Source organism: Psychrosphaera aestuarii, from assembly GCF_017948405.1.
Lineage (GTDB): Bacteria > Pseudomonadota > Gammaproteobacteria > Enterobacterales > Alteromonadaceae > Psychrosphaera > Psychrosphaera aestuarii.
Map to the genome: position 1 here is coordinate 1,975,269 of NZ_CP072844.1, position 13,796 is coordinate 1,989,064.

Here is a 13,796-nt window from a genome sequence, read left to right on the forward strand (position 1 = left end):
GACTATTTAGTCGTTGCTAACATAACTGTCATCGGAACGTCAGATTGATTTAAAAATGCACTGATGGGTGCTTTGCGAACATCAGTCTCTGATCCAACTCGATTTAATACTGCTTCTTTGCTCTCGCCAACAAGATGTAAATATAGTTGCTTAGCATTCATTAACGCCGTTTTGCTAAATGTCATTCGCTGGTGTGGTGCTGTTGTTGGCTGAGTCGCTAATATTGGCTTTTCTGTCGTTAAACCATCATCTAGTTGTAAACAGCATGGAAAAATAGAAGCTGTGTGACCATCTTCGCCCATACCTAAAATCACAATGTCAAAGGGGGTTTTAATTTTTGATACGTTAGCAGTAACATCTTCAACTGCATCAAACGCATCGGTGTGCGTTGTTTTCATACCAACAAAATTCGCGTCAGCTGCCTTACTTCTTAATAAGTGCTCTCTAACCATAGTTTCATTAGACGCAGGATCGGTAAGAGGAACCCAACGGTCATCAACTAAAGCAATATCTACTTTTGACCAATCCAGCTCAGCGTCTTTTAGCGCTTCAAATAAAGGCTTTGGCGTATTGCCACCTGACACTAATAAACTCGCACGGCCATCTTGTTCAATACCGGCCGATAATTTTTCAACGATTTCTTTAACAAATTGATTATTCAATTCAGAAGATGTCGAAAACTTTTTAATTGTCGCGTTCATTTATTCGTCCCACTCTCTATCGTCTTTTGCCAACATAGCAATTGACGCTACAGGCCCCCAAGATCCGGCTGAGTATGATTTAGGAGACTCATTGGATTTATCCCAAGCGTCCAAAATACCGTCAACCCAAGTCCACGCGGCTTCAACCTCATCCCTACGAACAAATAGGGACTGATTCCCCAACATAGCTTCTAACATCAAACGTTCATAAGCATCAGCGATACGGTCATTTTTAAAAGTATCTGAAAAGCTTAAATCTAGTTTTGTTTGTTGAAGTTCCATTTTTTCGCCAAGCCCAGGAACCTTATTCATTAAATGAATTTCAACGCCCTCATCAGGTTGTAGTCGAATGGTCAATTTATTTGCGGGCAGTGTTTTATATGTCTCTTTAAATATGTTGTGCGGTAACTCTTTAAAATGAATAACGATTTCAGTGCCCTTAATTGGCAGTCGCTTTCCTGTTCTTAAATAAAACGGTACACCCGCCCATCGCCAGTTATCGATATCAACTCGCAATGAAACAAAGGTTTCTGTGGAGCTTTCCGTATTTGCTCCTTCTTCCTCTAGGTAACCAGGTACAGCTTGGCCGTTAACAAATCCAGAGGTGTATTGACCGCGTACGGTTTTATCAGATGCGTTGTCGACTGTAATTGGTCTAAGCGCTTTTAATACTTTTAATTTTTCGTTTCGAATACTGTCAGCACTGACATCAACGGGCGGTTCCATAGCTAATAAAGATAGGATTTGTAACAAATGGTTTTGGACCATGTCACGCATTTGACCTGCGTCATCATAATATCCCCAACGCCCTTCTACGCCTACTGACTCTGCAACTGAGATTTGAACGTGATCGATACATTCATGGTCCCAGTTGTTAGTAAATATCGCATTTGCAAAACGAAGAACGAGCAGATTTAACACGGTCTCTTTGCCAAGATAATGATCGATTCGGTAAATTTGTTCTTCGGCAAAATGTTCGGCTATTTTATCGTTAATTACTTTAGAGGAAGCTAAACAATGTCCGATTGGTTTTTCTACGACAACTCGAGTTTCTTCATTTACTAAACCTGCAAATTTTAAACCGTCACAAATTGCACCAAATACAGAAGGTGGCGTTGAAAAGTAATTCACCATTGTTCTTGTAGATTGATCAACGACGCTAGATATACGTTTATAATCTTCAGCTTGAGTCATATCTACTTGGCAATACTCCAATCTAGCTAAAAATCGAGATTTAATATCACTATCAACCGGTTCTTTTAAAAATCGTTCTAGGCTCTCAGATACAATATTTTTATAACTTTCCAAGTCATGTTCGTCACGAGCAACACCTACTATTTTAGTATCCTCTGCAAGTAGCTGCGAACGTTCCAGTTGATAAAGCGCAGGAATTAATTTACGTCGTGCAAGGTCACCCTTGGTGCCGAACAGAACTAAATCGCAAGGTTTATGGCTTAATTTTTTGGCCATTGATGACTCCACTAAGATGGTCAGTTTATTGTAATTAAACTACATAGCTCTAATGCTATCGAACATATGTAGGCAATGTAAACCCGATTTATGTAATTTTTTTACATAAAAGTAAACTTTTAACTAATTTTGTTGTTTTTCATTAGTAATTAATTTCTAATGCAATACATAAAGTCGAATTGTTATAAATATCAGTCTAATTTTAACCTGTAATTTACAAATAGTGGCAGGTTTTAATCAGTTTCTAATAGTAGCGTAAATTAAGGCTTGTTAGGATTTAAGGAATAAGAATGAATATTCTTGAAAAAATAAACTTACAAATTACAACATTCAGTAAATCTGAGCGTAAAGTCGCAGAAGTTATTATAGACAACCCTGAACAGGCGATACACTCTAGTATAGCTACGTTGGCTAAAATAGCAGATGTTAGTGAGCCTACCGTTAACAGATTTTGTCGTCGGTTAGATACAAAAGGTTTCCCAGATTTCAAACTGCACCTTGCACAAGGTCTTGCAAACGGTACGCCGTATGTTAACCGTCATGTTGACGAAAGTGATGGTCCTGAAGAGTATACGGCGAAGATTTTTGAATCGACGATGGCCTCTTTAAATAGCGCCCGTAAAAGTATTGATATTTCACAAGTAAATAGAGCTGTTGATATCTTAACTCAAGCTAAGAAAATTTCTTTTTTTGGGCTGGGCGCATCAGCATCTGTGGCGCAAGATGCTCTAAATAAATTCTTTAGATTTAACGTTCCTGTAAACTGCTTTGAAGATATAGTCATGCAGCGTATGAATTGCATGAATAGTAGCGAAGGTGACGTTGTAATGCTTTTTTCACATACAGGTAGAACTAAGCAATTAGTAGAGATAGCCGAAATTGCTCGTCAAAACGATGCAACGGTTATAGGCGTAACTTCTAAAGACTCTCCATTAGCAAAAGAATGTAATATTTGTTTAAGTCCGGACGTTCCAGAGGACACAGATCTTTACATGCCAATGGCATCAAGAATTGCACAACTGGTAATTATTGATGTTCTTGCAACTGGATTTACTTTAAGACGCGGACCTAAATTTAGAGACAACCTCAAAAAAGTGAAAGACTCACTGCGCCCTTCCCGTTTTGACAAACGCGATTAATAGCTTAGATCGTTATTCATTGTGATTACCCATTAAAGCAGACATTGATAATTCATATGTCTGCTTTTTTATACATTAACAATTACTTAATACAGATTTCACTTGGCATGTTTGTGATTTAAACCGTTAATTTTTGTTTACTGTTCTATACTTCTTAGTAGTTCATTCTGTAATATTTATTCACAAAGTTCTGTATAAAGCCTTGTAATTTTATTTTATTCTTTCAAAATGTAATTAAATTACAGTTTGATTGTATTTCAACCTATGGAGTTTCCCTTACATGTCCAACGTACTGAGAAGAACGAAAATCGTTTCAACTTTGGGTCCTGCTACTGACAGAGATAATGTTTTAGAGCAAATTATTGCTAGCGGCGTAAATACAGTTCGCCTTAACTTTTCTCACGGTAGCGCTCAAGACCATATAGACAGAGCATTACGAGTAAGGGAAGTAGCCAAAAAATTAAATACGTATGTGGCGATTTTAGGCGACTTACAAGGACCAAAAATTCGAGTTTCGCGTTTTAAAAACGGTAAGATCTATCTTAACGTAGGTGATAAGTTTGTTTTAGACGCCGAAATGGACAAAGACGGCGGCGACGAAAATCAGGTTTGTATCGACTACAAAGATTTGCCTAAAGATGTATCAAAAGGCGACTTGTTGCTATTAGACGATGGTAGAGTACAACTTTTAGTCGAATCAGTTGAAGGCTCAAAAGTATTTACCGAAGTAACCGTTGCGGGTCCATTATCGAACAATAAAGGTATAAACCGAAAAGGTGGTGGCCTAACCGCTCCAGCGTTAACTGAAAAAGACAAAGCTGACATAGTCACAGCGGCAAAAATCGGCGTTGAATACCTTGCGGTATCGTTTCCTCGTAACGGCGCCGACTTGGAATATGCGCGAAAACTTGCAAAAGAAGCCGGTTTTTCTCCTAAAATAGTTGCCAAAGTAGAACGTGCAGAGACCGTAGCCACCGACGAAGCGATTGACGACATTATATCTGCTTCAGATGTAATCATGGTTGCTCGTGGCGACTTAGGTGTAGAAATTGGTGATGCTGAACTTGTTGGTGTACAAAAAAAATTGATTGCCCGTTCGAGACAACTTAATAAGGCGGTGATCACTGCAACACAAATGATGGAATCTATGATTTCTAGCCCAATGCCAACTCGTGCAGAGGTAATGGATGTATCAAACGCGGTATTAGATGGCACTGACGCCGTCATGTTATCAGCCGAAACAGCGGCGGGTGATTTTCCTGTTGAAACAGTGAAAGCCATGGCGAATGTGTGTCTTGGTGCTGAAAAACACCCTAGCGTCTTAAGCTCAAAACATCGTATGGATGTTCAGTTTGATAACATATCTGAAACGGTTGCAATGGCAACTATGTATGCAGCAAATCATATGAAAGGCATCAAAGCGATTGTTGCACTAACGGAGTCGGGAGGCATGGCTCGCCTACTCTCTCGTATTAGTTCGGGATTACCAATTTATGCAATGTCGCGCCACGAAAAAACGCTAAATCGTTGTGCTCTATTCCGCGGTGTTTACCCTTGTATGTTTGACTCAACAAAATTTGAAGACGACGCAAGAGAAGCATTAAAGGAGTTACTTGTAGAGGGTCGCCTTAAAAAAGGTGATTTAATCTTATTAACTCACGGCGATAAAATGGAAACTATTGGTGCTACAAATACGATGAAAATAATGACGGTTTAAGTCATTTTACTGAATAGAGTTGTAAACGTTGAACGACTTATAAAAAGTGCCAATATTAAAAACAAAAAAGCCCAAACAATGTTTGGGCTTTTTCTTATAAAGAATAACGTTTAGAAAAAGTTCTTCTTAACTTCGATACCCCAGCTCATCGGCTCATTAACAATACCTGTATTATTGTTAAAGTCGATACCAGCTTTAAGGTTATCTTCATCAGTGATGTTACGACCAAATACAGCAACTTCAAGATCTAAATCATAGTGAACGTATCCGATACGTAAACCTAACTCAAACTGACCGTCTGTTTTGTATTCTTTCGTTTCATAGATGAATAAGTTTGTATCACCTTGATGAGAATAATCTGTGTAAATAAACAATTCTCCTTCATCAGCAATTGGCATCGCATAACGAGCGGTTGCTGTGAAAATCGTTTTTGGTGCGTTAGGGAAAGGATTGCCATCAACGTATGCAAACCCATCTTCATTTAAACGATCTGTAGGAGTACAAGCACCCGAACCACAAGTTGCAATTAGTAAATTTTCATCTTGAAGTTCAGTATCGTTGTATGAGAAACCAGCGGTTAACGTTAGGTTTTCGTTAACTCGAATTTCTGAATCAATTTCAAAACCTGTGCCTACACCTTTACCTGCATTGGTAAGTCCAATGTTGTTACCATTACCACCAACCGCAGTTAATTGAATATCATCGATTACATAATGGAAAACCGCACCGTTTAAGCGAAGTGTATTGTCAAATAAGTCAGTTTTAAAACCAGCTTCATATGACATAATCGTTTCAGCGTCAGCAACTGAAGGGTAGCCTTCAAAAGCGACATCACGGCCTTGTATTGATTGAGCACGGAAACCATTAGATAAACGAGCATAAACACTCATATTATTATCAATAGTATAGTTAGCCATTGCTTCCCATGACCATTGCCCGTCATCAACTGAAAATGGCGTGTACTCTTGAATAGAAGCAGCACCGATAACAACGGCAAATCCGTCTTCATTCTGCTTACCCACGCTGATTGATTTTTCGTCGTATGTGTAACGAAGACCACCGATGATAGTTAAGTCATCATTAACCGCGTAGGTTGACTGACCAAAAATAGCCCACGTAGAGTTATCGTGGAATACCTCGGTCGCGCCGAAGAAGCCATCTATACTTTCAACACCAAAAGATGAGTCAAAATAGAATAAACCTGTTTGCCATGTTAACTGGTCATTTCCGTTACTAGAAATGCGAAGCTCTTGAGTAAACTGTTTTAAGTCATTAAGACGATCTTCTGTTACTGCACCAAAAGGAATAAACCCAGGGCCGTTACGATTTTCAATCGTACAGTATTCGTTTATAACGCCATCTTGACAAATATAACCACCGTCGATGTCACCTTTTGAGCGCCCATCTGCATTTTCTAACGCAGTGATCGAAGTTAATGTGAAAGCGCCTAAATCGTAATTAATATTTAAGCTCAAACCATCTTGGTCATACTCTTGAGGGTTGTTATCGCCATCGTCATACCAAACCGTATCACGATCATAATTTTCATTTAGCTCATTACTTCCAGTAGTAAGGATATTTGCACGCATCACAGAGGATGTACCTTCTAATGAGCGCTTGTGGAAGTTAAAGAGAATGTCTAAATCTTCAGTAGGATTGTAAGCCAGTTGTAATCGCATAGCTTTTTCATCATGGCCGCCTAATGCGTCGTTTTCACCTGTAAAGCCATTATCAATCCAATCATCTTTAGACTGATTCAACACAGATAAGCGAGCATTTAAGTCATTTGCTAAAGCACCACCAACAGCACCTTCAAGGTTAACCAGTCCAAAACTACCAGCACCCGCTTTAACATAAGCGTCAAAGTCTGAGGTTGGTTTACGACTTGTAAACTTAATGATACCTGCTGTCGTGTTTCGGCCGAATAGTGAGCCTTGAGGACCACGAATGACTTCAACTTGGTCTATATCAAAAAGCGGGAAACTCTTTAATACAACGTTTTCCATTACTACGTCATCCATAATAATAGAAACAGGTTGTGATGCTGCTAAATCGAAATCTGAGTTACCTAGACCACGCATGTAGAATCTTGGTGCTACTCGTCCGTTCGAAGACTCAGCGTATAAACCTGGTACGCGAGCCGCTAAAGACAAAATATCGTCGCCTGAAGAAAACGTGTTTTCAAAACGCTCTCCCGACATCGTTGCAATTGAAACTGGAACATCTTGAATAGACTGTGTACGTTTTAATGCGGTAACAGTAATTTTTTCAAGTTTTGCATCGTCTTGCTCTTGGGCATTTTCTTGAGCGTTCACATTTAAAGATAGTGAAGCTAGTAATGCAGCTTGGATGCTAAGTGCTAATGCAGCCTTTTTCATAAATTTATCCTGAAGATTTAGTTAGAAGTCTTTTTATATCAATCAATTACTTACACAACTCATCGGATGAGAAGATTGACAGAGAAACTTAAGCATGTGCATTGTATGCGAAATAGAAATTTTTGTTTAGTTTAAATTCAGACTTTTTGTCACATTAATTTCATATCTGGCAGATAGATAGTGATAATTTTAGTTAAAATTTAATAAAACGCTTGAATCATTTCATAATCTCCCTATGATCCGTCACCGTGAAAAAAATAATATCTAAATTGTTAGGAGCAAGTGTTTGTGGATATTGATTGGATAAGAAGTTTATTAGGGATCACTGTTCTGTTGATATTAGCGTTTGCTTTATCCACAAATCGTCGTGCAATAAATAAACGAACGGTAATTAGCGCATTTTTATTGCAGTTTTTCTTAGGGGCGATGGTTTTATACTGGGAACCCGGTAAAGATATCTTGCTTAATGTATCTCAAACACTGTCCACCGTGTTTGATTATGCAACCGATGGCATTGTCTTTATGTTTGGTGACAAGATAGGTGGCAAAGAACTTGGCTTTATTTTCGCGGTTCATATTTTACCTGTTATCGTATTTTTCTCATCTTTAATTGCTGTTTTATATTACCTTGGTGTTATGGGTAAATTGGTTAGCATTTTTGGTGGTGCACTTAGAAAGATAACTGGAACAAGTAAACCTGAGTCAATGTGTGCTGCGGCGAACATTGTTGTTGGCCAAGCAGAAGCGCCGCTTGTAGTTAAGCCTTTTCTTAAAACAATGACACGCTCTGAATTATTTGCAGTTATGGTTGGTGGTATGGCGACGGTAGCAGGTGCTATTATCGCTGGTCTAGCGAGTATAGGTATTGAGCTCAAATACTTAATCGCGGCGAGTTTTATGGCAGCCCCTGGTGGTCTTTTAATGGCTAAAATGATTTTACCAGAAACAGAAGAGCCAAAAAATGAACTGTCCGAATTAAAATTAGAAAGTTCTGGTCACGTAAACGTCATTGATGCAGCTGCAGACGGTGCGGGTGAAGGTGTGAAATTCGCAATATCAATCGCAGCTATGCTTATTGCCTTCATTGCTTTGATTGGTTTAGTAAATGGTATTTTAGGCGGTATCGGTGCCTGGATTGGCTACCCTGAGCTAACTTTACAATTAATTCTTGGTTATTTATTTAGCCCGGTGGCATTTATAGTTGGCGTACCTTGGTCAGAGGCACAGCTTGCTGGTTCATTCTTAGGCCAAAAGTTAATCCTTAATGAATTTGTCGCTTACTTAGATTTCCTAAATTATAAAGGTGAGCTAAGTGAAATGACTCAAGTCATAGTTACTTTTGGACTCTGTGGATTTGCAAACTTGTCATCAATTGCAATACTAATTGGTGGTGTTGGTAGCATGGCTCCAACTCGAAGACATGAGTTGGCTGAGCTTGGTTTAAAGGCCGTCATGGCAGCAACCCTAGCGAACCTTATGAGTGCTGCAATTGCTGGTCTGTTTGTCTCACTCACCTAACGTTCATATAACTGCAGAACGTATCTTATAGGATGCGATTTTAGCAAAAAAAACCGGAGAATCTTCTCCGGTTTTTTTATGAATTATTTATTTGGCAAGGTTATTGTTTCAAACATCTTATCAACCTCTTCTTGATTCTTCAGTAAACAAGCTTTCTCTACTCTGTCTTTGGTTAAGTGCGGAGCAAAACGTTCAATAAAGTCATACATATAACCTCTTAAGAAGCTGCCTTTTCTAAACCCAATTTTTGTAGTTGACGCCTCGAATATATGAGACGCATCAATAGTAACGAGATCAGTATCTGAATCATCCATGGCCATCGTCGCAATAACACCCACTCCAACACCTAACCTTACATAAGTTTTAATAACGTCTGCATCAGTGGCGGTAAACACTATTTTAGGCTGTAACCCCTGCTCTGCAAACGCTTTATCTAATTCCGATCTACCAGTAAAACCAAATACATAAGTTACCAACGAATACTTTGCTATGTCATCGAGCTGAATCTTAGTCTTGAGCTTAGCTAACGGATGATCTTTTTGAACAACGATAGACCTGTTCCAGTGATAGCAAGGAAGCATAACTAAGTCGTTGTAAAGATGTAATGCTTCTGTTGCTATTGCAAAATCTGCATCACCTTTTGCTGCTGCTTCACTAATTTGTGAAGGCGTTCCTTGATGCATATGCAAAGAAACTTTTGAATATTTTGACATGAAACCTTGGATAACACTCGGCAATGCATAGCGAGCTTGTGTATGCGTGGTTGCAATATTTAGCTTACCTTGATCAGGAAGCGTATGCTCTTTCGCGACCTGTTTAATGCTGTCAACTTTGCTCAGTATATCGCGTGATAATTCTATAATGTCACGCCCCGACGGTGTAACGTGAGTAAGATGTTTACCGCTGCGACCGAACACTTGCACGCCTAGCTCATCTTCTAACATTCGAACTTGCTTACTTATACCAGGCTGTGACGTAAATAAACTCTCAGCGGTTGCAGATACATTCAAATTATGGTTTTCGACTTCTACAATATAACGGAGTTGCTGTAGCTTCATGTAAATATTTCCCAGTTTGCTTATTCTAAAAATATATACATAATCCAACATTTATTCCATAATTTTTTATATGTTATAAAAGTGTTATCACTACACTAATGTTTAAAATTTGTTTACTATGCAAAGATAGAGACATTTAGTCTAAGCTAGTTACTTGTAACTGTTAATTATTTTTAAGTCTGTGACTAGCCTACTTTTAAGGATTTTTTATGCTTTTCGCCATTATCGTTGGCTTGATTCTTGGTTTAGTCGTAATTGTCGTTGTAACTAACACAATGCAACAACAAAAGAAAAAACTAGAAGACGAACGCCGTCGAGAGATTATTAAGTTTCGCGCAATTTTAGACGAGACAGAAGAAGCTATTCAAAATACGGCTGGTATTCCATTATCGCAAGAAGGTTTTGGCATACTTCTAAATCGTGAATTGTATGCATTAAAAAGCATGCTTGAATTAACGCCTGGCAACAAAGACGTCAAAAACCGTATTCAACAAGTGCAAACCAAGCTAGAAAATAATGACTTTATAGCTGGCGATGCTGAACTAATGACATTACCAGAAAATGAAAAACAATTGATAGGCATAGTGCAAGGCATTAAAAAGTTTAGACTCATTCTTCGCTCAGAGCATGGTAAAGGTAGAATTTCTAGTGAAGCCTTTGTTCGTGAGGATAAAAAGTTTGAAAAATTGCAGCTTCGTATAAATATCGAAACTCAATTAAAGCGCGGCAAAATGGCAATGAGTAAAAATATGACGGGTTCAGCTCGCCAGTATTTTGAAAAAGCAATTATCACTCTTGATAAGCAAAACTACGCAGACGAATATATTATTTCGCGAAAAGCAGAGATTGAGCAACTACTCGAACAAATTACTCAAGATCTTAAGTCAGCTAACCTTGATGATGTTAAGAAAAAGCAAGCTGAAGAAAAAGATGATTTAGACGCCTTGTTTGCACCGAAGAAAAAATGGTAACAGCTTCTATTAAAATAGAAGTCTTTAAGAGAAATAATCAACGAGTCGTTAACGCCTTTTATAAACAATACAAGCGAAATGTTAGTGTTAACAGTAAAGACTTTGTTGTCGTCGCTGTTGAGCAAAGTAAAAATGATAGCGAAAATAAAATCCTTGGTGTGGCTTTTATTAGAAAAATACCAGGGCTACAACCGCCTGAATTATTATTTAGAAGTCTGTTTGTCGCGCCAATACACCGCAACAACGGTATTGCATCAAAAATTATTCATTTAACGCTTCAGCACTTCCCTAGCAAAGCCATTTACACAATAACTGATAAAAGCTTGATTGATTTTTACTCTCAATTTGGCTTTACTGTTTGTAATACGCCACCAGACTCCATTAGTAATTTAAAGACAAAAAAAAGCCCAACCGTAATGGTTAGGCTTTCATAGTTTCCAAAACAGTCAATCTGTTTAGTTAGATTGAAGATTCCAGTTCTGGAAGTGCTTCGAATAAGTCTGCTACTAGACCGTAGTCTGCAACTTGGAAAATCGGCGCTTCAGCATCTTTGTTGATTGCAACAATCACCTTAGAGTCTTTCATGCCTGCTAAGTGTTGAATTGCTCCAGAAATGCCAACCGCAATATATAGATCTGGAGCCACTATTTTACCCGTTTGACCTACTTGCATGTCATTTGGAACAAAACCAGCATCAACAGCGGCGCGAGACGCACCAACAGCGGCGCCAAGCTTATCGGCGATACCGTCTAATAATTTGAAGTTATCACCATTTTGCATACCACGACCACCAGAGATCACAACACTTGCCGCTGTTAATTCTGGTCGTTCAGACTCAGTAAGCTCTTGTGAAACAAATGACGACAAACCAGAGTCACTCAATGAATCAATTGAGACTAATTCAGCACTGCCACCCAAGCCCGCTTTATCAAACGCCGCCGTACGAATAGTAATAACTTTTTTCGAATATTCTGATTGTACAGTTGCTATGGCGTTACCAGCATAGATTGGGCGCGTGAATGTATCCGAGCCTTCAACCGAAATAATGTCTGATATTTGCTCTACGTCTAATAGAGCAGCAACACGAGGCATAAAGTTTTTACCTGTTGTAGTCGCTGCCGCTAGAATATGTGTGTAATTATCAGCTAGTTCAACAACTAGAGCCGATAAGTTTTCAGCTAGCGCATGTTCATAAATGGCATTATCAGCAAGTAGTACTTTAGCTACACCGTCAATCTTACAAGCTTCATCAGCCACTGCTTGGCAGTTTGAACCGGCAACTAAAAGAGTGATGTCACTACCAATTTTAGAAGCTGCATTAACCGCTTTTAATGTGTCTACTTTTAATTCGCTATTGTCGTGCTCTGCGACTAATAAAATACTCATGCGATCACCTTTGCTTCATTTTTTAACTTTTCTACAAGCTCTGCAACAGATTCAACGATAACACCACCAGCTCGTTGAGAAGGCTCTTCTACCTTTAAAACTGTCATTTTGCTTGTTAGTTCAACACCTAAGTCGGCCGCTGAAATAACTTCTAGTGGTTTGCGTTTCGCTTTCATAATATTCGGTAATGAAGCATAACGAGGTTCATTCAAACGAAGGTCTGTTGTAACTATCGCAGGAAGTGATAAAGCAACAGTTTGTAAGCCACCATCAACTTCACGAGTAACAGACACTTTGTCAGACTCAAGTTCAACCTTAGATGCAAATGTACCTTGTGGCATATTTGTTAGTGCCGCTAACATTTGACCTGTCTGATTATTATCAGAATCAATAGACTGCTTGCCTAAAATCACTAAATTCGGCTGTTCTTTTTCAACTAGCTTAGTGAGTAGTTTTGCCACTTGCAATGAGCCTAGCTTAACATCAGCTTCAACTTGAATAGCACGATCTGCGCCTAACGCTAAAGCCGTACGAAGTTGTTCTTGGCAAGCTTTATCGCCAATAGAAACCACAATAACTTCTTCTGCTTTACCCTGCTCTTTTAAACGAACGGCTTCTTCAACTGCGATTTCACAAAATGGATTCATCGCCATTTTGACATTGGCTAAATCTACGTCTGAATTATCCGGCTTAACACGTGCCTTCACGTTGTAGTCGATAACCCTTTTAATAGGTACTAGGATTTTCATATTCTCTCCCAAAATTTACACCAAACTAGCTTTGCTATTCAGTATAGGTTTGATTATCAAATTTATGGCAGACAATTTAATATCAGTTTACGTAAACGTCAACTTTATACACGATGCAACCCGCAATTATTTGTAAAGATAAGTGTTATCTTTCGTTATAAGTGATTATTTTGTATAAAAATGTAGCAATATTCTAAATTGGTACCACACTTAACGTATAACTTAAGAGGTATTTAAATGCATAAACCAAGTCGAAGTGTTGAGTTTCGTTTCCTAGCTGAACCTACCGATGTAAATTTTGGTGGAAAAGTACATGGTGGCATTGTAATGAAATGGATTGATCAGGCTGCGTACGCCTGCGCGGCTGGTTGGAGCGGTAAATATTGTATAACGGTTTCTGTGGGCGCGATAAGATTTGTTCGCCCTGTTCTTGTTGGTAACCTTGTTACTGTTGAGGCTACCGTCGTCCATACAGGTAATTCAAGCATGCATATATACGTCAGCGTCAAAGCAACGGACCCAAAACTAAGTAATCCACTTGAAACAAACCATTGTATTATTACATTTATTGCTGTGGACGCCGACGGCGACAAAGTCCTTGTGGAACCGTGGAAACCTAAAACTAAACTAGATAAAAAATTACAGCAATATGCAATAAATATGAAAGACTTGAGTATTCAAGCCGAAAATAAATTACGTGAAAGCTAAG

General features: G+C 38.7%; 12 protein-coding genes. 6 read left to right on the forward strand and 6 right to left on the reverse strand.

The genetic code is table 11. From position 1 onward, the window contains the following. Positions 1-2: 2 nt before the first annotated feature. Together pgl and zwf are read right to left on the reverse strand one after the other, a co-directional pair. Positions 3-701 carry a 6-phosphogluconolactonase gene (gene pgl / locus J9318_RS08975; protein ID WP_210559605.1) on the reverse strand — a complete coding sequence of 233 codons (699 nt, stop codon included), beginning with the start codon at positions 699-701 and terminating at the stop codon, positions 3-5. Beyond that, positions 702-2,171, reverse strand: coding sequence for a glucose-6-phosphate dehydrogenase (gene zwf / locus J9318_RS08980; protein ID WP_210559606.1), 1,470 nt, complete (start codon positions 2,169-2,171; stop codon positions 702-704). 290 nt (positions 2,172-2,461) lie between these two features. Between zwf and J9318_RS08985 the strand changes: the two genes are divergently transcribed. Both J9318_RS08985 and pyk read left to right on the forward strand, forming a co-directional pair. Further along, on the forward strand, positions 2,462-3,310 hold the full coding sequence (locus J9318_RS08985) for a MurR/RpiR family transcriptional regulator (RefSeq protein ID WP_155693520.1): 849 nt from the start codon (positions 2,462-2,464) through the stop codon (positions 3,308-3,310). 280 nt (positions 3,311-3,590) lie between these two features. Further along, positions 3,591-5,027 carry a pyruvate kinase gene (gene pyk, locus J9318_RS08990; RefSeq protein ID WP_210559607.1) on the forward strand — a complete coding sequence of 479 codons (1,437 nt, stop codon included), beginning with the start codon at positions 3,591-3,593 and terminating at the stop codon, positions 5,025-5,027. 110 nt (positions 5,028-5,137) lie between these two features. Here pyk and J9318_RS08995 read toward each other — a convergent pair whose 3' ends face one another. After that, complete coding sequence (locus J9318_RS08995; protein ID WP_210559608.1) at positions 5,138-7,405, reverse strand: TonB-dependent receptor; 2,268 nt, start codon at positions 7,403-7,405, stop codon at positions 5,138-5,140. 294 nt (positions 7,406-7,699) lie between these two features. Between J9318_RS08995 and J9318_RS09000 the strand changes: the two genes are divergently transcribed. After that, entirely contained in the window at positions 7,700-8,923 is a 1,224-nt protein-coding gene (locus J9318_RS09000) for a NupC/NupG family nucleoside CNT transporter (protein ID WP_425314334.1), read from the forward strand. 83 nt (positions 8,924-9,006) lie between these two features. On the opposite strand, the gene cysB is transcribed toward J9318_RS09000, so the two are convergent. Then, positions 9,007-9,981 (reverse strand): HTH-type transcriptional regulator CysB, encoded by a 975-nt coding sequence (gene cysB / locus J9318_RS09005; RefSeq protein ID WP_210559609.1) that lies wholly within the window; start codon positions 9,979-9,981, stop codon positions 9,007-9,009. 209 nt (positions 9,982-10,190) lie between these two features. Between cysB and J9318_RS09010 the strand changes: the two genes are divergently transcribed. After that, a complete protein-coding gene (locus J9318_RS09010) occupies positions 10,191-10,952 on the forward strand; it encodes a hypothetical protein (protein WP_210559610.1) in 762 nt (253 codons plus the stop codon). After that, positions 10,946-11,386 (forward strand): GNAT family N-acetyltransferase, encoded by a 441-nt coding sequence (locus J9318_RS09015; RefSeq protein ID WP_210559611.1) that lies wholly within the window; start codon positions 10,946-10,948, stop codon positions 11,384-11,386. Before J9318_RS09010 ends, J9318_RS09015 begins: the two co-directional genes overlap by 7 nt. Before the next feature lie 25 nt (positions 11,387-11,411). Here the strand turns inward: J9318_RS09015 and J9318_RS09020 are convergent, their stop codons facing one another. Together J9318_RS09020 and J9318_RS09025 are read right to left on the reverse strand one after the other, a co-directional pair. Continuing rightward, positions 11,412-12,338: an electron transfer flavoprotein subunit alpha/FixB family protein gene (locus J9318_RS09020; protein WP_210559612.1), complete on the reverse strand. Its 927-nt coding sequence runs from the start codon at positions 12,336-12,338 to the stop codon at positions 11,412-11,414. Then, the gene (locus J9318_RS09025) at positions 12,335-13,087 is read right to left on the reverse strand and encodes an electron transfer flavoprotein subunit beta/FixA family protein (RefSeq protein ID WP_210559613.1); all 753 of its coding nucleotides are present in this window, start codon (positions 13,085-13,087) and stop codon (positions 12,335-12,337) included. Before J9318_RS09025 ends, J9318_RS09020 begins: the two co-directional genes overlap by 4 nt. 237 nt (positions 13,088-13,324) lie before the next feature. Between J9318_RS09025 and J9318_RS09030 the strand changes: the two genes are divergently transcribed. Continuing rightward, positions 13,325-13,795 carry an acyl-CoA thioesterase gene (locus J9318_RS09030; RefSeq protein ID WP_210559614.1) on the forward strand — a complete coding sequence of 157 codons (471 nt, stop codon included), beginning with the start codon at positions 13,325-13,327 and terminating at the stop codon, positions 13,793-13,795. Position 13,796 lies beyond the last annotated feature (1 nt).

What these genes read in the sequence shown, in the direction of transcription:
- pgl (WP_210559605.1), bottom strand. Translation starts at nt 701, where the DNA reads ATGAACGCGACAATTAAAAAGTTTTCGACATCTTCTGAATTGAATAAT.
- zwf (WP_210559606.1), bottom strand. Translation starts at nt 2,171, where the DNA reads ATGGCCAAAAAATTAAGCCATAAACCTTGCGATTTAGTTCTGTTCGGC.
- J9318_RS08985 (WP_155693520.1), top strand. Translation starts at nt 2,462, where the DNA reads ATGAATATTCTTGAAAAAATAAACTTACAAATTACAACATTCAGTAAA.
- pyk (WP_210559607.1), top strand. Translation starts at nt 3,591, where the DNA reads ATGTCCAACGTACTGAGAAGAACGAAAATCGTTTCAACTTTGGGTCCT.
- J9318_RS08995 (WP_210559608.1), bottom strand. Translation starts at nt 7,405, where the DNA reads ATGAAAAAGGCTGCATTAGCACTTAGCATCCAAGCTGCATTACTAGCT.
- cysB (WP_210559609.1), bottom strand. Translation starts at nt 9,981, where the DNA reads ATGAAGCTACAGCAACTCCGTTATATTGTAGAAGTCGAAAACCATAAT.
- J9318_RS09010 (WP_210559610.1), top strand. Translation starts at nt 10,191, where the DNA reads ATGCTTTTCGCCATTATCGTTGGCTTGATTCTTGGTTTAGTCGTAATT.
- J9318_RS09015 (WP_210559611.1), top strand. Translation starts at nt 10,946, where the DNA reads ATGGTAACAGCTTCTATTAAAATAGAAGTCTTTAAGAGAAATAATCAA.
- J9318_RS09020 (WP_210559612.1), bottom strand. Translation starts at nt 12,338, where the DNA reads ATGAGTATTTTATTAGTCGCAGAGCACGACAATAGCGAATTAAAAGTA.
- J9318_RS09025 (WP_210559613.1), bottom strand. Translation starts at nt 13,087, where the DNA reads ATGAAAATCCTAGTACCTATTAAAAGGGTTATCGACTACAACGTGAAG.
- J9318_RS09030 (WP_210559614.1), top strand. Translation starts at nt 13,325, where the DNA reads ATGCATAAACCAAGTCGAAGTGTTGAGTTTCGTTTCCTAGCTGAACCT.